Below are 17,175 nucleotides of genomic sequence, written 5' to 3'. Positions count from 1 at the left end.
TTATTTCTGCCCTCATCATACCATGGCGGCCCGCGTCACGCAAGCCGTTTCAGCTTTTGAAGTGGCGGAACACCCAGTACATGGCCGTGATGGTCACCATCAGCGTCGCGCCCGCCAGTGCCACCTCCGGCCGGTTGGCCGGGTCGGCGTCGATCACCCGCGGCGCCCACAGCAGCACGAACAGCGCCACCGGCCAGCCGTAGTGCACCAGCTTCATCCAGCGGCTGCGGGCCTTTGGCACATCGCTTTCCAGCTGCTCCGGGTGCAGGGCGGTGCAGCGCACAATCAGCAGAATCCCCGGCCCCATCCGCCACCAGACCAGCTGGGCGGTATAGGGAATGCCGTCGATCTCAAATTCCGGGGCCATGCTCTCCTTGGTCACCACCAGATTCACCCCCTGCTGCTCACCGTAGCGGCAGAGGGCCATGGTCAGCTCCGCCGGGTTTGTCACCGGGTCGTCCGGCGTGAAGGTGAACACCTTTTTCCCCTCGGCCTTCGCCACCTTTTTGTAGTCCCGGGTCCATTCTGCAAACAGGCCCGCCCGGTTTTCCGGCGCGTCCATCCGGTCCAGCAGTCCATCCAGAAATTCCTCGTCCGGCTGCGGGGCGCTTTGCAGCTCCCGGCAAAAGCGGATGGCCGCCTCCAGCTCCTTCTGCCGCTGCTCCAGCCGGAACCGCTGGGCCGTGGAGACCTGGGCCAGCGTGGTTTTGCCTGTCAGGCAGGCCCCGATCTCCTCCAGCGGCACATCCAGCATGCGCAGCGCCCGGATCAGCTTTAAGTCCCGGATGTCCTGTTCCGTGTAGTCCCGATAATCGTTGCCCAGGTTGCGGTGGGGGTGGATGAGGCCCTGGTCCTCGTAAAAGCGCAGGTTCCGCCGGGAGATGCCGGTGGCCGCTTCGGTCTGCTTTGCGTTCATGAAATTCGCCTCCTGCTCTGTGTTTTGCACCCTCAGCATAAGGGATGCACCAGATGCCAGGTCAATGGTTTTTTGAAAATTTGCGCCGGAAAAATTTCAGCGGCCCTGTTTCCAGATGTGGATGCCCCACAGCACAGCGTTTTCCACAAACACCGCAAACGAGATCCACAGCCAGCGGCGGAACACAAAGAAGAAATCCGGCCGGGTGCGTATCTCGCCCTCCCACACGCCGAACCACCGCTGCAGCAGGCTGTAATAGGGGATGCCGTCCTGCAATTCCGGCACCAGCGCCCCCAGACAGTTGATGCCCAGATCCACCGTGACGAACAGCACCGCCACCAGTACCGCCAGCGAAAGGATTCGTGCCAGCTTCATGTTTCCTTCCTCCTTTGGAGTCTTTTTCCCATTGTAGCATGGCATCCGGCGCGGCGGCAATCCGGGCATAAAAAAGCAGTGAGGCCTTACGCCTCACTGCTTTGCTTATTTTCCCGCAGCGTCAGGCCCGCCGCCAGCAGATAGATTGCCGCCAGCGCCGCCAGCACCGCGAAGAGGGCGGGCAGCGGCTGGATCAGCGGCAGATACTTCTCCATGTTCAGCCCGGAGTTCCACTCGAACAGCTTGCCGGAGGAAAGGCTCTGCACCCAGGCCACATGATCCAGCTGGCGCAGCCACCAGACCCCGCCGCTCATGGTCAGGGTGAGCCAGGCCAGCAGCAGCTCCAGCGGCTTCCGTTTCAGCGCCAGCCCGTAGCCCAGCGCCAGCGCCGCCAACAGCCCGGCAAACAGCCAGCCCTGCCGCTGCCAGAGCACCAGCGGCAGCTTCGGCCACAGATACATGGCCCAGAACCCGGCCAGCAGCGCAAAGCCGAACAGCGGCAGCAGCGCCCGGCCCCGGGGCATGTGCCAGCCCAGCACGGCCCCCTCCGGCGCGCCGGTGGCAAACCGGCGGTGCAGCAGGGTCACAGTGAGGGCGGTGACGCCCACCGCCAGCGCTCCGGAAAGCAGCAGCGTCATCCAGAGATTCCCGGCGCCCAGGTCCATCTCAATCTGTGCCAGCAGCGCCGCCGGGCCCATCTGCACCAGAACCTGCGCCAGCGCCACAAAGCCCAGCGCGGCGGAAAAATTCACCGCAACATTCATGCCCGCGGCCCCCAGCCAGAACCACCGGCTGTGGCGGGCGTGGTACCGCTGCAGATAGGCCCCGTAGCAAAGGCAGACCAGATACACCGCATAGCACACCAGCAGCGGCGCAAAGGTGGCCAGCAGATAAAACAGCAGCCCGCCGCCCAGCGCAAAGGCGAAGGAGAGCAGCCCCTGCCAGTCCGCCCGGGTCAGCGCCCGCACCGGCTTTTCCGCATCCAGCAGGTCATCCGCCGTAACCCCCAGCGCCCTTGCCAGCGGCACCAGCAGCGGCACGTCCGGGTAGCCCCCGCCCGACTCCCAACGGGAGACGCTTTTGTTGCTCACGCCCAGCGCGTCCGCCAGCTGCTGCTGGGTCAGATTCCTTTCCTTGCGGTAGCGTTTGAGCCGCTCGCTGAAGCTTTGCTCCATTCTGAATTCCGTTCCGGGTTCCATCCTCGGCCCCTCCTTTCGTTCCGGCTTCATTGTAGCAGGAATCCCCTCCCACCGCCACCCCGCCGGGCGGGAATTTGCTCCCGGAAGGCGGGAATCGCCGGTTTTGCCGCAAAAAAGAGCGCAAAAAAGCGCGTCCCGCTTGGGACGCGCTTTCGCTCTATATTTCGATCACCGCAGCTTCTGGTAGGCCAGCCGCTCGCCGCCGTGGCGGCAGCTCACCACGCCCCGCAGCCCGAAGCCGCATTTTTCCAGCAGCCGCTGCATGGGAAGGTTGTCCCGGTGGGTGTCGATGCGCAGGTTGTCGCACCGCTGCCAGCACCAGTCAAGGCACCAGGCCGCCGCGCCCCTGCCGCCGTAGGAGGCCACCCGGTGCACGACCCAGTAGGGCCGCTCTTCTTCCAGCCAGCTGCCGTCCCGGATCACGGCATAGTCCTCGTCCGGGCCGGGGGCCAGATAGAAGGCGGCCAGCAATTCGCCGTTTTCCCGGCACAGCCAGGCGCAGCCGGAGTCGATGTCCTCCGTCAGCTGGGCTTCATCCGGGTAGGAGTCGCCCCACTGGCCCGGGTTGCCCTGCTCGGCCATAAATTTTCTGGCATGGGCATACAGGGCCTTCATGGCGGGCAGATCCGCCCGCGTGGCCCGCTGCATTACAAATTCACTCACAGGCTCCTCCTTTGCTTTGCGGCAAAGCCCAGCAGGTAGGCCGCGCTGGTGAGGGCCAGCGTGAGGAATGCCTGCAGGGGCAGATACGCCCCGCCCAGCAGATCGGCCGTCGGGGTCAGCAGCAGGCTCATACAGGCGCCGTACATCTGACTCAGGGAGCCCAGCACCGCCACCGAGGGCACAAAGCCGAACACCACGCTCACCGCGCCCCACCATTGCAGCAGGGCGAAACCCGGCCAGGGGCGCTTGTCCTGCCCGGCGGCCCAGCGGCCCACGCCGTACCAGCCGGCCAGCAGCGCCACCGACAGCACGGTCTGCAGCCCGTACAAAGCCGCTTCGCTGCCGCCAAGCAGCACCACCAGATTGAACAGCACGATGCCCGCCACGGTGGGCAGGAAGGCCAGAATCAACAGATCCCGTTTTTTCATGGGCGTATTCCTCCTTGATACCACAGCGGGCCCTTCGTGCTGCCGAAGGGCCCGTTTTGTTGCGGTTTACTTGTTCTTGTACATCTCTTCGTAGTACTTCTGGTAGTTGCCGCTGGTCACGTTGTTCATCCACTCTTCGTTGGCCAGATACCAGTCGATGGTCTTTACGATGCCAACCTCAAAGGTGGTCTCCGGGTACCAGCCCAGTTCTTCCTTGATCTTGGTGGGGTCGATGCCGTAGCGGCGGTCGTGGCCCAGACGGTCGGCCACATACTTGATCAGGCCCTCGTTGATGCCCTCGTCCTTCAGGCGATCGTGCAGCTGGTTGATGATGGTCTTGACGATGAAGATGTTGGGACGCTCGTTGTGGCCGCCCACGTTGTAAACCTCGCCGTCACGACCGCCCTCGGCCACCATGTCGATGGCCTTACAGTGATCCTCCACATACAGCCAGTCGCGCACGTTCATGCCGTCGCCGTACACGGGCAGCTGCTTGTGATGCTTCACGTTGTTGATCATCAGGGGGATCAGCTTCTCGGGGAACTGGTAGGGGCCGTAGTTATTGGAGCAGCGGGTGATGTTCACCGGCATGCCGTAGGTGTCGTGGAAGGCCATCACGAACATGTCGGCGCTGGCCTTGGAGGAGGAGTAGGGGCTGTGGGGGCACAGCGGGGTGGTCTCCATGAAGTAGCCGTCCTCGCCCAGGGAGCCGTACACCTCGTCGGTGGAAACCTGAATGTACTTCTTGCCCTCGGCCCACTTGCCGTCCTTGAACCAGGCGTTCTTGGCGCACTGCAGCAGGTTCACGGTGCCCAGCACGTTGGTCTCCACGAAGATTTCAGGGTTGGTGATGGAGCGGTCCACATGGCTCTCGGCGGCGAAGTTGATCACATAATCAAAATCGTATTTCTCGAACAGGCCGCTTACCAGCTCCCGGTCGCAGATATCGCCCTGCACGAAGATGTGGCGCTCGTCGCCTTCCACACCCTTCAGGTTTTCCAGGTTGCCCGCGTAGGTGAGCTTATCCAGGTTTACCAGCTGGATTTCCTTGTATTTGTTCAACATATAGTAAACAAAGTTGGAACCAATAAAGCCGGCGCAGCCGGTGATGAGATAGCGTTTCATCTCTTATATACTCCTTATGTTATCAGTTATTCGCCGTTCCAGTGGGCGAAGAAATCGGCCAGAGCTTCTTTCCAGTCCCGCATGTGGTTGCCCACGGTGCAGGCCAGCATCCGGTTTTCCAGCGCGCTCCATGCGGGGCGGTCGGCAGCGGCGGGGTGCTTGGCGGAATATTCCGCGCTGGTGCAGGGGGCCACGGTGGCATCCACGCCGGAAAGGCGGATGATCTCGCTGGCGAACTCGTACCAGGAGCAGACGCCCTCGCCGGTGCAGTGGTAGACGCCGTAGTCGTGGCTGACGGCCAGCTGCAGAATGTGATGGGCCAGGTCCTCGGCGTTGGTGGGGTTGCCCAGCTGGTCGCTGACTACCTCCAGCCTGCCGAACTTTTTGCCCGCGTTCACGATGGTTTTCACGAAGTTCTTGCCCGCGTAGCCATACAGCCAGGCGGTGCGAACAATGAAGTACCGGTGGCAGAAATTCTTCACATATTCCTCGCCCAGGGCCTTGGTTTTGCCGTAGACGCTCTTGGGGTCCACCCGCTCGCTCTCGTCCAGAGGCTTGTCGCCCTCGCCCCGGAACACATAGTCGGTGGAGACGTGGATCAGCCGGGCGTTGATGCGCTCGGCGGCCTGCGCCAGATTGGAAGCGCCGATGGCGTTCACCTTGAAGGCGGCCTCGGGGTTTGTCTCGCAGCCGTCCACGTTGGTGAAGGCGGCGCAGCTGATGATGGTATCGGGCTGATGGCGGCGCACAAAGGCGATGGTGGCGTCCCGGTCGGTGATGTCCAGCTCGGCCACGTCGGTGGCGATGACGGTGGCGTTTTTCAGCCGCTCAGGCACACAGCCCAGGGCGCTGCCGCCGTTTTTCAGCTGGCGCTGGATCTCGGTGCCCAGCTGGCCGCTGGCGCCGGTGATGAGGATCTTCATGCAAAGGCCTCCCTTAGTATTTGATCTTTGCGTCGGCAACCCGTTTCAGGTGTTCGCCGTAGGGGCTCTTGCCGTAACGCTCGGCGCTTTCCAGCAGCTTTTCCTTGCTGATCCAGCCGTTCTTGTAGGCAATTTCCTCGGGGGCGCTGATCTTGATGCCCTGCCGCTTTTCCACCATGCGCACGAAGTCGGCGGCGTCCACCAGACTGTCCATGGTGCCGGTGTCCAGCCAGGCAAAGCCGCGGCCCAGCAGCTGCACGTCCAGCTTGCCTTCTTCCAGATACATGGCGTTCAGGGTGGTGATTTCCAGCTCGCCGCGGGCGCTGGGCTTCACCTGCTTGGCCTGGGCGCTGACCCGGTTGTCGTAGAAATACAGGCCGGTGATGGCGTAGTTGGATTTGGGTTCCTTCGGCTTTTCCTCCACGCTGATGACCTTGCCGGTCTCGTCGAATTCCACGATGCCGAACCGCTCGGGGTCGTTCACATAGTAGCCGAACACGGTGGCGCGGCCGTTTTCCTCGGCGTTCTTCACGGCATTCTTCAGAATGCGGGAGAAGCCGTTGCCGTAGAAGATGTTATCGCCCAGAATCATGGCGCAGCAGTCGTCGCCGATGAATTCCTCGCCCAGCAAAAAGGCCTGAGCCAGGCCGTCCGGGCTGGGCTGCACCTTATAGGACAGGTGCAGGCCGTACTGGCTGCCGTCGCCCAGCAGATGCTCGAACCGCGGGGTGTCCTCCGGGGTGGAGATGATCAGGATGTCCTGAATGCCGGCAAGCATCAACGTGGACAGGGGGTAGTAGATCATGGGTTTGTCGTACACCGGCAGCAGCTGCTTGCTGGTGACCATGGTGAGCGGATACAGGCGAGTGCCTGCGCCGCCGGCAAGGATGATACCTTTCATAATAGCATTACGCTCCTTTTTCCGCCCGGGTCATGCCCGGGCCATTTTAAAAAATTTGCGCAGCTTAACACAAAGCGGAGCTACAGCCGCTATATACTTTTTTAGCGGACTCGACTTTTTTCCGGACTCGACCGGAAGTTACGTCTGATCCGCAAGCCCACCGCACCGGGCTTTCCTCAGCGATGGCCGCCGACTGCCTTGAACCTGCATCCCGTAAGTTGGGAAAAATCGAAATTTCTTCCCCCGCAAGCATTGCCAGCCGTTTTTTCGGCGTTCGGAACGCTGCGAGAGAGCGGGGGCAGGGCCTGTTTCAGCAGCCCAAACGCCAGCCCCATTTGTTAAAGTAGCGGCCCATGCTTTTGAGCTGCTGCAAAAAGGGCTTCAGGCTCTTGTTCGGAGCCCGGTGCCAGGCGTGATAGGCCGTGAACTGGGGCAGATAATACACAAAGCCCTTCTGCCGGGCCTTCTGGGTGATGTCCGCGTCCTCCACATACATGAAGTAGCCCTCGTCAAACCCGCCGATGGCCTTGTACACGCTGGTGCGCATGCAGAAAAAGCTGCCGGTGCAGAACTCGATGGCCGTGGGCACGCTCAGGTCCTCATCCAGCATGGCGTACCGGTCACCGAATTTTTTAAGGCCCGGTACCCCCTGCCGCGCCGCAAGCCCCAGAATGTTCGGCTTGCGCTTGGGCAGAATCTGCACCCGCCCGTCCGGGAACAGCAGCTTCGGGGTGGCCATCACCACATCCGGGTGACTATCCATCCAGTCACAGATGGCGGGCAGCACGTTGCTATCGATAAAAATATCCGGGTTCAGCACAAAATGATACTCGCTGTCCAGCAGGCCCAGCACCTGATTGTGCCCCTTGCCGAAGCCCAGATTCTCCGGCAGCCGGATGACCTTCACGTTTTCGGGAAAGCCCTGCCGCTCCAGCGTTTCGCCGGCTCCGTCCGGGCTGGCGTTATCCACCAGATAGACCGTGAGCGCGCAGTCCTTCGTGTATTTCAGCAGCGATTCCACCGCCCGGATCACCTCGTCGGCTCCGTTATAGCTCACGATGCAGGCGCTGATCTTCCTCATTCGGGCATCCTCCAAGCGTAATTAGTCTATTTTAGTATAGCATTTTTTGCCCGTATCTACAAGGAAAAACCGCCGCCCGCGCCGTTTTATGCCCTTTTTCACCCCTCCTGTGCCCTTTTTCGGGGCCGCGGCCGCCTTTTTTTTGCCTTTTTGCCCGTTCCCCGTTGACAGAACCGTAAAACTTTACTAGAATAAAGCCAAGGCCGGCAGCGGCCTTTTTCCAGCACCTTGCACTTTACTGCTGCAATTCATTGTGGCGGCAAAGTGAACTTCTTTTTTTCACAGGGAGGAACCACACATGAAACTTCGCAAGACCATGGCAGGCGTTCTGGCCTGCGCCATGCTGGCCACTCTGGCCGGCTGCGGCTCCGGCGGTACTTCTTCCGCTGCGTCCACCGCTTCCACTGCGTCCGGTGCATCCGGCTCCGCCGAGGGCGCGTCCTACCGGGTGGGCGTGTGCCAGCTGATGCAGCACCCCGCGCTGGACTCCGCCACCCAGGGCTTTCAGGATGCCCTCACCGAGACCTTTGGCGACGCCGTCACCTTCGATGTGGAGAACGCCTCCGGCGATAACTCCAACTGCGCCACCATCATCAACAGCTTTGTGTCCTCGGATGTGGATCTGATTCTGGCCAACGCCACCACGCCCCTGCAGGCGGCGGCCGCAGCCACCGACAGCATTCCCATTCTGGGCACCTCCATCACCGACTACGCCACCGCGCTGGACGTGACCGACTGGACCGGCTCCTCCAGCCGCAACATCAGCGGCACCACCGATCTGGCCCCGCTGGACGGTCAGGCCGACATGATCAAGGAGCTGTTCCCGGACGCCAAGAACGTGGGCCTGCTCTACTGCTCGGCGGAACCCAACTCCAAGTATCAGGTGAACGTGATCACCGAATACCTCACCGAGCTGGGCTACACCTGCACCGAGTATTCCTTCTCGGACACCAACGATCTGTCCGCTGTGTGCACCAGCGCCTGCGCGGCCAGTGACGTGATCTACATCCCCACCGATAACACCGCCGCCAACAACACCGAGCTGATCGCCAACATCGCGGTGCCCGCCGGGGTTCCCATCGTGGCAGGCGAGCAGGGTATCTGCAGCGGCTGCGGCGTGGCGACTTTGTCCATCGACTATTACGAGCTGGGCCGCACCACCGGTGAGATGGCCGCCAAGATCCTCACCGGCGAAGCGGACATCACCACCATGGAGGTGCAGTCCGCCCCCACCTTCACCAAGATGTACAACGCTGCCCTGTGCGAGCAGCTGGGCGTAACCATCCCCGAGGGCTACACCGCCATTGAAGCGGAATGATCCATCATCCGCCGGGCCTGATTCCCGGCTTTAGGAGGAGCTTTTCTTGTTCATCAACACACTTCTGAACGCCCTGCCGGGCGTGGTCGCCCAGGGCCTGATCTGGAGCATCATGGCCATCGGCGTTTACATCACCTATAAAATTCTGGACGTGGCCGACCTGACGGTGGACGGCACCATGTGCACCGGCGGCGCGGTGTTCATCATGCTGGTGACCGGAGGCTGGAACCCCTGGCCCGCGCTGGTGGCCGCCTTTCTGGCAGGCATGGCGGCGGGGCTTGTCACCGGCCTGTTGCACACTGCCTGCGGCATTCCCGCCATTCTGGCCGGCATCCTCACCCAGCTGGCGCTATATTCCGTGAACCTGCGCATCATGGGCCAGTCCAACCGGCCCATCAGCGTGGACAAATACCCCCTGCTGGTGAGCGCCCGCAACGTGCGGGAGGCGGCGCTGTCCAACCCCATTCTGGTGTGCGTGCTCTTCACCGCCGCCACCATCGGTGCCCTGTACTGGTTCTTCGGCACCGAGCAGGGCTGCGCGGTGCGTGCCACCGGCGCGAACCCCAACATGGCCCGGGCTCAGGGCATCAACACCAATTTCACCACCGTGCTGGGGCTGATGCTCTCCAACGGTCTGGTGGCTCTTTCCGCCGCGCTGCTGGCCCAGTATCAGGGCTTCGCGGACGTGAACAGCGGCCGCGGCGCCATCGTCATCGGCCTTGCGGCGGTGATCATCGGCGAGGTGCTGTTCTCCAAAGTGTTCCGCAACTTCGCGCTCAAGCTGCTAGCCGTGGTGTTCGGCTCGCTGATCTACTATCTGGTGTATCAGGTGGTCATTCTGCTGGGTCTCAAAAGCGACGACATGAAGCTCATCACCGCCCTGATCGTGGCGCTGTTCCTGGCCGTGCCCTACTGGAAGGGCCGGTACTTCACAAAACGCACCGGGAAAGGAGCGGGCAGCCATGCTTGAACTGAAAAACATCTATAAAACCTTCAACCCGGGCACCGTGAACGAAAAGCGAGCGCTGCAGGGGCTGAATCTCTCGCTGGCGGACGGCGATTTCGTCACCGTGATCGGCGGCAACGGCGCGGGCAAATCCACCATGCTGAACATCATCTCCGGCGCTTACACCGTGGACGAGGGCAGCATCTCCATCGGCGGGGTGGATGTGACCCGCCTGCCGGAATACAAACGCGCGCCCTACATCGGCCGGGTCTTTCAGGATCCCATGATGGGTACCGCGGCCACCATGCAGATCGAGGAAAATCTGGCCCTCGCCGCCCGCCGCGGCCAGCGCCGGGGCCTGCGCACCGGCATCAGCCGGGCCGAGCGGGAGCAGTACCGAGAGCTGCTTAAAATTCTGGATCTGGGCCTTGAGGATCGGCTCACCAGCAAGGTGGGCCTGCTCAGCGGCGGCCAGCGGCAGGCGCTGACGCTTCTGATGGCCACATTGAAAAAGCCCCAGCTGCTTTTGCTGGACGAGCACACCGCCGCGCTGGATCCCAAAACCGCGGCCAAGGTGCTTTCGGCCACCGAACAGATTGTCCGGCGGGACAATCTGACCACCCTGATGATCACCCACAACATGCGCGACGCCATTGCCCACGGCAACCGGCTCATCATGCTGTATGACGGGCGCGTGGTGGTGGACGTGCGGGGCGAGGAAAAGCGCCGCCTGACCGTGGAGGATCTGCTGGAGAAGTTCAATCAGGCCAGCGGCTCCAGCGAAGCGGACGACAAGCTGCTCTTGTCCTGATTCATTTTCATCGCTTTCCCCTCCGATTGGCTGCCTTGGGGGCCCCTCGCCGCTGTGCGGGGCGGCCCCCAATGGCCAACCGGGGCAGAGGAAATAGAACGAAAGGCGCCCCCGGCGCATCCCTCTGCGGGCAGAAGCCTGCGGGGCAGGATGGGTCGGGGGCGCTTTTCGCCCATTTTCCTTTACAATCCAAAATATCCGTGCAATAATAGGGCCAGTTGTGTTGTATTCTGTATGAGAAAGGGGGGCCTGCCCCGTGGAAACGGCCCAGATGCCTGCCTTCACCCCGGAAGCGGCGGTGGAGCAGTTTGGCGATACCGTGTTCCGGGCCGCCTTCGGTCTGGTAAAAAACCCGCAGGACGCGGAGGACATTGCCCAGGAAGTATTTTTGAATCTGGTGCGTCATGCGCCGCAGTTTGATTCCGCCGAGCATCAGAAGGCCTGGCTGCTGCGCTGCACCATCAACCGGTGCAAAAGCCACTTTCGCAGTGCCTGGGTGCGCCGCAGCGCCCCGCTGGACGAGCACCTCTCCACCCCCTTCACCCCCGCAGAAAACACCGTGCTGGACGCGGTGGCCGCCCTGCCCATGAAATACCGGCAGGTGATCTATCTGCATTACATCGAGGGTTATTCCACCGCCGAGATCGCGGCGCTGCTGGGCTCCAAGCAGAACACCGTGCTCAGCCAGCTTTCCCGGGGGCGGGCCCTTCTGAAAGACACGCTGAAAGGAGACTTTTGACCATGCCCGACTCCAAGGATTACAAAAGCGCCATGGAAAAAGTAGCCGCCGGCCAGCGCTGGAAGCAAGCCACTCTGGAAAAGATGCAGGCGGAGACCGCGGCCCAAAAGGCTTCCCGGCCCCGCCGGATCATTCCCTTCGGCCGCCGGGCCATTCCGCTGGCCACCGCCGCCGCCATTTGCCTGCTGGTGATTCCGGCCGCGGCCCGCAGCCTGACCTCCGTCTCGGGCGGGGCCACCGCAGCGGATCAGGCCAGCCCCCGCGTTGCCACCCGCCAGATGCCGGAAAGCAGCGCCGCCGTGGCCCCCGAGGCCGCGCCCTTTGCGCTGGCCGCCGCCCCGGAAGCCGCCATGGCCGAAAACGGCGCGCCGGATGAAACCGCCGCCCCCGCCTACACCACCGTGGAGGCGGACTCCCCCGAAGCCGCCCTGCCTGCCGATACACAGCCCGCCGACGAAGCGGAGGGCGCAGACGCGGCGCTGGAGCAGCTGGACGAGATTCTTGCCGCCGAGGGCGAGGGCCACACCCGGGCGGACGTTCTGGCCAGCGGCCTTGCCCCGGACGGCTCCTTTGCCTTTGTGCTGGCTGGCGAACGCGACGGAAGCTACCGGCTCTATCTGGTCAGCCCCGGCGAATGACGCACGCAACCTGAAAAACAAAAAGCATCCCCCATTAGCCGGTGTGGCATAAGAAAACAACGGTTCTGCCTTAGGATTTTGGCACACAAAATGTTCAAAGGGGCGGGCAAGCCACCAAGGCTTGCTCCGCCCCTTTTCGCACTTTCTGCATCCAAAATCCTGGGGCAGAACTGCTTCGCACCGGAAAAGGCCCGATTTTGATGGGAGTGCAAGGAAAAGACCCGCAGGCACCCTTGGTGGTTGTCAAGGGGCTTTGACGCTGCAATCCCGCAAAAGCGGGCCTTTTCCGGCGTTGTTTTCTTGTGTCACACCGGCTTTCCCTGCCGGTGTTGGCACGGAACGGGGGATGTTTTTTCTTTTTGAGGGTCTTTCGGCGGGAGTTCAGAACCGGGCGGCCCACTCCTCAAAGCGGGCCTGCCATTCCAGATACTCCGCCCGCACCCGGCCATAGCGGCGCTCGCTCACCGGCACCCCGCGCCCGCTGCGCAGCACAAACTCGAACCGGCGCAGCCGTTGCACCTGACACAGGTTCACATAATAGCTGCGCTGGGTGCGCAGAAAGGGCCGCCCCTCCAGCAGCTGCTCCAGCCGGGCAAGGCTGATGCGGCAGGGCAGCGGGAGGGTATTGTCCGCAAAACGGAATTCCACGGTGTGGCCGTCCAGCCGGATGGATTCCACCCGGGCCAGATTCACCCGGCACACCTCCCCGTCCACCGGCAGCTCCAGCGTGCAGGGGGCCAGCCGTTGGGCCAGCAGATCCTCCAGACAGGGGCCCATGCACTGCTCCAGCCGATCCTTGCACAGGTAGCGGAAGGCCCGCAGCCCATAGCCCTCCGGCGCGTACTCGCAGAAGGCGGACACAAACACCAGCGGCACCCAGGGCCAGAGCGCCCGCAGCCGCCGGGCCGCCTCCAGCCCGTTCATCCGGGGCATCTGCACGTCCAGAAATATCGCGTCGTAGCGGCAGTGCTCGCATTCCGCCAGCAGCTGCGCCGCCTCGGAAAAGCAGTCCACCCGGCAGCCGGTTTTCTGCCAGGGCTCAAAGCTCCGCAGCAGCCGGGCCAGCTGCCAGCGGTAAAAGCTGTCGTCATCACACACCGCAAACCGATACATCCTTCCTCCGCCCCCTTTCCTTTATTATAAAAGCCCGGGCACCCGTGCGGAGGGCGAACTTTCCTTCGTGTTTCTTCGCAACATTCTGACAGAACCAAAAAGCGGCCGGAGCTCCCGTCAAAAGGGGCTCCGGCCGCGTTGTATCGTTCCGGCTTTATTCAGCTTTGTTGCGCAGTGCCATGACCACGTCCTCCGGCTTTACCGGCAGGGTGTGGAAGGCAACACCGGTGGCGTTCTGAATCGCGCCCAGAATCGCCGGGGCGGGGGTGTTGATCACCAGCTCACCGATGCTCTTGGCGCCGAAGGGGCCGCTGGGCTCGTAGCTGGACTCGAACTCTACCCGGATGGTGCCCGCCTCCAGACGGGTGGGAATCCGGTACTGCAGGAAGGAGTCGTTCATCATCCGGCCTGCCTTGGTGTACTGGATGTCCTCATACAGGGCCATGCCGATGCCCTGCACGATGCCGCCCTCGGTCTGCACCCGGGCCAGATTCTTGTTCACCACGGTACCGCAGTCCACGGCGGCCACATAGTCCACCAGCTGGATCTTGCCGGTCTCGGGATCCAGGTCGATCTCGGCCATGCCCACCATCATGGGCGGGGGCGATACCGGGGAGGAATGGCTCTCGCAGGCAGAGATGCACCGGGCGTGGCCCTCAAAGCTGGCGTAGCCGATGGCGGAAAGACTCACTTCCTTGTCCGTGCCGGGCACAAAGACCCGCTTGCCGTCGAACTCGGCGCTCTCGGCGGGAACGTCCAGCATCTTCGCACCCTGGGCCAGAATCTTTTCCCGCAGCTGGGCGCAGGCCTTCACCACGGCCATGCCGGTCACATAGGTGGTGGAGGAGGCGTAGGAGCCGCAGTCGTAGGGGCTCTGGTCGGTATCCACGCCGCGCACCGAGATGTTCTCCATGGGGCAGTCCAGGCAATCGGCGGCCATCTGGGTGAGGATGGTGTCGCAGCCGGTGCCCATGTCGGTGCAGCCCACCAGCAGGGTGTAGAAGCCGTCGTCGTTCAGGCGGATTTCCACGCTGCCGATGTCCACACCGGAGATGCCGCTGCCCTGCATGGCCATGGCCACGCCCACAGAGCGGATGTGGCCGTTTTCCAGCACCCGACGGGGGGCCTTGTTGTCCCAGTCCATCATCTTTTTGGCGGTTTCCATGCACTTATCCAGCGTGCAGCTGGTGCAGTTCTCGCCGTAGTACATGGCGAAGGTCTGGCCCAGGCGAACCATGTTCTTTTCCCGGATGGCGCAGGGATCCATGCCCAGCTGAGCGGCCAGCTCGTTCACGGTGCTCTCCACCGCAAAGATGCCCTGGGTCGCACCGTAGCCGCGGTAGGCGCCCGCGCCCATGGTGTTGGAGTACACCACCTCGCTGCTGAAGCGGGCGGCCTTCAGGCTGCCGTACAGCGAGATGGACTTGGTGCCCACCAGACCCACGGTGGTGGGGCCGTGCTCGCCGTAAGCGCCCGCGTTGGACAGCGCCTTCACATCCAGCGCCCGGATGGTGCCGTCCTCATCCGCGCCGATGCGCACGGTGACGCGCATCTGGTGGCGGGGGGAACCGTTGGCCTGGCTCTCCTGCCGGGTGAAGCACAGGCAGGCGGGGCGGCCGGTTTTCATGGTAACAAAAGCGGGGTACACCTCGCTCACGGCGCTCTGCTTTGCGCCGAAGCCGCCGCCGATGCGGGGCTTGATGACCCGGATGTTGGCCTTGCTCATCTCCAGCGCGTTGGACAGAATGCGCCGCACATGGAAGGGCACCTGGGTGGAGGAAACCAGCGTGAGCCGGCCGTACTCGTCCAGATAGCTGAAGGTGACGAAGGGCTCCATCATGGCCTGGTTGTTGGCCTTGGTGTAGAAGGTTCGCTCAATCACCACCGGGCAGGTGGCCAGCTCGGCCTCCACGTCGCCGTTCTCCATGCAGTCCACACTGCACAGATTGCGCTTGTTGTCCGCGCCCACGGGGCACAGGGCCTTGAAGTCCTCCTCCGGGTGCACCAGAATCGGGTTGTCCTTGGCCTTGGTGAAGTCCAGCAGGGGCTCCAGCACCTGATACTTCACCTTGATCAGGCCCACGGCCTTGGCAGCGGCAGCCTCGGTCTCGGCGGCCACAAGGGCCACCGGGTCGCCCACGCAGCGCAGGCGGCGATCCAGAATCAGCCGGTCGTAGGGGCTGGGTTCGGGGTAGGTCTGGCCCGCGGTGGTGAAGCGGCTCTGGGGTACATCTTTATAAGTAAAGATGGCCACCACGCCGGGCACCTTCAGGGCGGCGGCGGTGTCGATCTCCTCGATCAGCGCGTGGGCATGGGGGCTGCGCAGCATCTTCACCATCAGGGTGTTGGCGGGCACCATGTCGCCGGTGTAAACCGGCTTGCCGGTCACAAGGCTCATGGCGTCCACCTTGCGGATGGCCTGATTCACATATTTCATTGTGCTTTGCCCTCCTTTGCGGCCAGCCAGGCGCGAATGGCCCGCAGCTGGCTCTGGTAGCCGGTGCAGCGGCACAGGTTGCCTTCCAGATATTCCCGGATTTCCTCGTCGGTGGCGTCGGCGCCCAGCTCGCGGCCCATGGCCAGCACGCTCATGATGAAGCCGGGGCTGCAGAAGCCGCACTGCTCGCCGCCCTGATCGGCCAGAAAACCGCCGAATTCCTCGGCTTCCTTCTGCAGGCCCTCCAGCGTGGTCACGGTGTGGCCGTCAGCCTGAGCGGCCAGCACGCTGCAGGACAGCACCGGCTTGCCGTCCATGTGCACGGTGCACAGGCCGCAGCCGGAGGTCTCGCAGCCGCACTTCACGGATTTGCAGCCCGCATCCCGCAGAAAATGCAGCAGCTGGGTGTCCGGCGCGGCTTCGGCGGTATAGGGTCTGCCGTTCAATTGAATGGTCACCTGCATGGATCAGCCCTCCTGTAAGGCCGCAAGGCAGCGGCCGGTCAAAACGTTTGCCAGATGGCGGCGGTATTCCTCGCTGCCGCGCATGTTGCCCGCGAAGGTCAGCTGGCTCTGCATGGCTTCGCAGAAGCTCTCCAGCGCGGTCTTGTCTGCCGAGAGGGCCAGCGGCGCGTTCACCACTTCGGCCCGGGCGGGGCGTGCACCCACCACCACGCGCACCTGGCCGTCCTTCTCGGAGGCGGCCACCGCCAGCACCGGCAGATCGGTCTCGGCGTTGCGCATGGTCTGGTAGGCCGGGCGGCGGCCGTTCTTCTTCACATGAATGCGCACCAGAATATCCCGGTCGGCGGGCAGCTTGGCGTACTGCTCCAGCGGCATGCGGCCGGCCTTGAACAGCTCCACCTCACAGTCCAGCGCCAGCAGCGCGCAGAGCAGGTCGGAGAAGCCGAACCGGGCCGCGATGCTGCCGCCCAGAGTGGCGCAGTTGCGGAACTGCACGCCCACGATGTGGCGGGTCATCTCCTTGAACAGGCCCCCGAAGGCCCCGTTCAGCGCCTCATTGGTCTCCAGCTGGCGCAGGGTGACCATGGCCCCCAGCGAAAACTCGCCTTCGGTCTCCTCAATGGTATCCAGCCCCAGCCCGCTCAGATCCACAAGGGCGCCCACTCTGCGCCGGGTCAGGCGCAGCCAGCAGCCCCCTGCCAGCAGGGTGGTGCTGCGCTTCTGGTTCAGCTGCCAGGCTTCCTCCAGCGTGGCGGCCTTCACATATTGCTGTGCGGTAAACATGCCTCACAGTCTCCTTTCCGTTTTTTCCGGAGCAAGGCCCCGGTCAAGGGCATTCGTTCTCATTTTAATTGTAGCAAAGCGGCGGGGCCTTGTCGAGAGAAAAGACCCCCACGCGCACAAAAAAAGACCCGCCTTAGTGTGTAAGACAGGTCTTTGTGGTGCCTCCGATCGGAATCGAACCAATGACACGGGGATTTTCAGTCCCCTGCTCTACCAACTGAGCTACAGAGGCGTTTTTTGGTGGAAGTTACAGGGCTCGAACCTGTGACCCTCTGCTTGTAAGGCAGATGCTCTCCCAGCTGAGCTAAACTTCCA

18 protein-coding genes and 2 tRNA genes are annotated in these 17,175 nt (G+C 62.9%); 5 read left to right on the top strand and 15 right to left on the bottom strand.

Going from position 1 to position 17,175, the window contains the following annotated elements:
- Nucleotides 1–49: 49 nt before the first annotated feature.
- The 9 genes from ACESYO_RS14320 to ACESYO_RS14280 form a co-directional block, all read right to left on the bottom strand.
- Nucleotides 50–916, bottom strand: coding sequence for a MerR family transcriptional regulator (locus ACESYO_RS14320; protein ID WP_276869797.1), 867 nt, complete (start codon nt 914–916; stop codon nt 50–52).
- 96 nt (nt 917–1,012) lie between these two features.
- Nucleotides 1,013–1,291, bottom strand: a complete 279-nt coding sequence (locus ACESYO_RS14315) for a hypothetical protein (RefSeq protein ID WP_373210154.1) — start codon at nt 1,289–1,291, stop codon at nt 1,013–1,015.
- A gap of 86 nt (nt 1,292–1,377) precedes the next feature.
- Nucleotides 1,378–2,490, bottom strand: a complete 1,113-nt coding sequence (locus tag ACESYO_RS14310; protein ID WP_373210155.1) for a helix-turn-helix transcriptional regulator — start codon at nt 2,488–2,490, stop codon at nt 1,378–1,380.
- A gap of 168 nt (nt 2,491–2,658) precedes the next feature.
- Nucleotides 2,659–3,153 (bottom strand): GNAT family N-acetyltransferase, encoded by a 495-nt coding sequence (locus tag ACESYO_RS14305; protein ID WP_276869800.1) that lies wholly within the window; start codon nt 3,151–3,153, stop codon nt 2,659–2,661.
- The gene (locus ACESYO_RS14300) at nt 3,150–3,581 is read right to left on the bottom strand and encodes a hypothetical protein (protein ID WP_058964043.1); all 432 of its coding nucleotides are present in this window, start codon (nt 3,579–3,581) and stop codon (nt 3,150–3,152) included. The genes ACESYO_RS14305 and ACESYO_RS14300 overlap by 4 nt, the downstream gene beginning before the upstream one ends.
- Nucleotides 3,582–3,647: 66 nt before the next feature.
- Nucleotides 3,648–4,706: a dTDP-glucose 4,6-dehydratase gene (rfbB, locus tag ACESYO_RS14295; RefSeq protein WP_058964042.1), complete on the bottom strand. Its 1,059-nt coding sequence runs from the start codon at nt 4,704–4,706 to the stop codon at nt 3,648–3,650.
- Nucleotides 4,707–4,732: 26 nt separating this feature from the next.
- Nucleotides 4,733–5,629 (bottom strand): dTDP-4-dehydrorhamnose reductase, encoded by an 897-nt coding sequence (rfbD, locus tag ACESYO_RS14290; protein ID WP_373210157.1) that lies wholly within the window; start codon nt 5,627–5,629, stop codon nt 4,733–4,735.
- Nucleotides 5,630–5,642: 13 nt separating this feature from the next.
- Nucleotides 5,643–6,530 (bottom strand): glucose-1-phosphate thymidylyltransferase RfbA, encoded by an 888-nt coding sequence (gene rfbA, locus ACESYO_RS14285; RefSeq protein WP_058964040.1) that lies wholly within the window; start codon nt 6,528–6,530, stop codon nt 5,643–5,645.
- Between the two features lie 310 nt (nt 6,531–6,840).
- Complete coding sequence (locus ACESYO_RS14280; RefSeq protein ID WP_283129257.1) at nt 6,841–7,611, bottom strand: glycosyltransferase family 2 protein; 771 nt, start codon at nt 7,609–7,611, stop codon at nt 6,841–6,843.
- Between the two features lie 298 nt (nt 7,612–7,909).
- Between ACESYO_RS14280 and ACESYO_RS14275 the strand changes: the two genes are divergently transcribed.
- From ACESYO_RS14275 to ACESYO_RS14255, 5 genes are all read left to right on the top strand, one after another.
- A complete protein-coding gene (locus ACESYO_RS14275) occupies nt 7,910–8,929 on the top strand; it encodes an ABC transporter substrate-binding protein (protein ID WP_373210159.1) in 1,020 nt (339 codons plus the stop codon).
- 52 nt (nt 8,930–8,981) lie between these two features.
- A complete protein-coding gene (locus ACESYO_RS14270; RefSeq protein WP_443983743.1) occupies nt 8,982–9,899 on the top strand; it encodes an ABC transporter permease in 918 nt (305 codons plus the stop codon).
- The gene (locus tag ACESYO_RS14265; protein ID WP_373210161.1) at nt 9,892–10,686 is read left to right on the top strand and encodes an ABC transporter ATP-binding protein; all 795 of its coding nucleotides are present in this window, start codon (nt 9,892–9,894) and stop codon (nt 10,684–10,686) included. The genes ACESYO_RS14270 and ACESYO_RS14265 overlap by 8 nt, the downstream gene beginning before the upstream one ends.
- Nucleotides 10,687–10,942: 256 nt before the next feature.
- On the top strand, nt 10,943–11,425 hold the full coding sequence (locus ACESYO_RS14260) for an RNA polymerase sigma factor (protein WP_373210163.1): 483 nt from the start codon (nt 10,943–10,945) through the stop codon (nt 11,423–11,425).
- Between the two features lie 2 nt (nt 11,426–11,427).
- On the top strand, nt 11,428–12,063 hold the full coding sequence (locus tag ACESYO_RS14255) for a hypothetical protein (RefSeq protein WP_373210165.1): 636 nt from the start codon (nt 11,428–11,430) through the stop codon (nt 12,061–12,063).
- A 381-nt stretch (nt 12,064–12,444) separates the two neighbouring features.
- On the opposite strand, the gene ACESYO_RS14250 is transcribed toward ACESYO_RS14255, so the two are convergent.
- From ACESYO_RS14250 to ACESYO_RS14225, 6 genes are all read right to left on the bottom strand, one after another.
- Nucleotides 12,445–13,176: a LytR/AlgR family response regulator transcription factor gene (locus tag ACESYO_RS14250; protein WP_373210167.1), complete on the bottom strand. Its 732-nt coding sequence runs from the start codon at nt 13,174–13,176 to the stop codon at nt 12,445–12,447.
- A 154-nt stretch (nt 13,177–13,330) separates the two neighbouring features.
- Entirely contained in the window at nt 13,331–15,613 is a 2,283-nt protein-coding gene (locus ACESYO_RS14245) for a xanthine dehydrogenase family protein molybdopterin-binding subunit (RefSeq protein WP_373210169.1), read from the bottom strand.
- Nucleotides 15,610–16,077: a (2Fe-2S)-binding protein gene (locus ACESYO_RS14240; RefSeq protein ID WP_058964032.1), complete on the bottom strand. Its 468-nt coding sequence runs from the start codon at nt 16,075–16,077 to the stop codon at nt 15,610–15,612. The genes ACESYO_RS14245 and ACESYO_RS14240 overlap by 4 nt, the downstream gene beginning before the upstream one ends.
- Before the next feature lie 3 nt (nt 16,078–16,080).
- Complete coding sequence (locus ACESYO_RS14235; protein WP_373210171.1) at nt 16,081–16,860, bottom strand: FAD binding domain-containing protein; 780 nt, start codon at nt 16,858–16,860, stop codon at nt 16,081–16,083.
- Between the two features lie 156 nt (nt 16,861–17,016).
- Nucleotides 17,017–17,092, bottom strand: a tRNA-Phe gene (locus ACESYO_RS14230).
- A 6-nt stretch (nt 17,093–17,098) separates the two neighbouring features.
- Nucleotides 17,099–17,174: transfer RNA gene (locus ACESYO_RS14225), tRNA-Val, on the bottom strand.
- Nucleotide 17,175 lies beyond the last annotated feature (1 nt).

It is taken from the genome of Allofournierella massiliensis, from assembly GCF_964241245.1.
Lineage (GTDB): Bacteria > Bacillota > Clostridia > Oscillospirales > Ruminococcaceae > Allofournierella > Allofournierella massiliensis.
Note: the sequence above shows the minus strand (reverse complement) of the source record. Positions and strands in the feature narration are given on the sequence as shown.

Coding starts and splice junctions, on each gene's coding strand:
- ACESYO_RS14255 (WP_373210165.1), top strand. CDS start 11,428: ATGCCCGACTCCAAGGATTACAAAAGCGCCATGGAAAAAGTAGCCGCC.
- ACESYO_RS14265 (WP_373210161.1), top strand. CDS start 9,892: ATGCTTGAACTGAAAAACATCTATAAAACCTTCAACCCGGGCACCGTG.
- rfbA (WP_058964040.1), bottom strand. CDS start 6,530: ATGAAAGGTATCATCCTTGCCGGCGGCGCAGGCACTCGCCTGTATCCG.
- ACESYO_RS14310 (WP_373210155.1), bottom strand. CDS start 2,490: ATGGAACCCGGAACGGAATTCAGAATGGAGCAAAGCTTCAGCGAGCGG.
- ACESYO_RS14300 (WP_058964043.1), bottom strand. CDS start 3,581: ATGAAAAAACGGGATCTGTTGATTCTGGCCTTCCTGCCCACCGTGGCG.
- ACESYO_RS14235 (WP_373210171.1), bottom strand. CDS start 16,860: ATGTTTACCGCACAGCAATATGTGAAGGCCGCCACGCTGGAGGAAGCC.
- ACESYO_RS14275 (WP_373210159.1), top strand. CDS start 7,910: ATGAAACTTCGCAAGACCATGGCAGGCGTTCTGGCCTGCGCCATGCTG.
- rfbB (WP_058964042.1), bottom strand. CDS start 4,706: ATGAAACGCTATCTCATCACCGGCTGCGCCGGCTTTATTGGTTCCAAC.
- ACESYO_RS14245 (WP_373210169.1), bottom strand. CDS start 15,613: ATGAAATATGTGAATCAGGCCATCCGCAAGGTGGACGCCATGAGCCTT.
- rfbD (WP_373210157.1), bottom strand. CDS start 5,629: ATGAAGATCCTCATCACCGGCGCCAGCGGCCAGCTGGGCACCGAGATC.
- ACESYO_RS14320 (WP_276869797.1), bottom strand. CDS start 916: ATGAACGCAAAGCAGACCGAAGCGGCCACCGGCATCTCCCGGCGGAAC.
- ACESYO_RS14280 (WP_283129257.1), bottom strand. CDS start 7,611: ATGAGGAAGATCAGCGCCTGCATCGTGAGCTATAACGGAGCCGACGAG.
- ACESYO_RS14315 (WP_373210154.1), bottom strand. CDS start 1,291: ATGAAGCTGGCACGAATCCTTTCGCTGGCGGTACTGGTGGCGGTGCTG.
- ACESYO_RS14240 (WP_058964032.1), bottom strand. CDS start 16,077: ATGCAGGTGACCATTCAATTGAACGGCAGACCCTATACCGCCGAAGCC.
- ACESYO_RS14250 (WP_373210167.1), bottom strand. CDS start 13,176: ATGTATCGGTTTGCGGTGTGTGATGACGACAGCTTTTACCGCTGGCAG.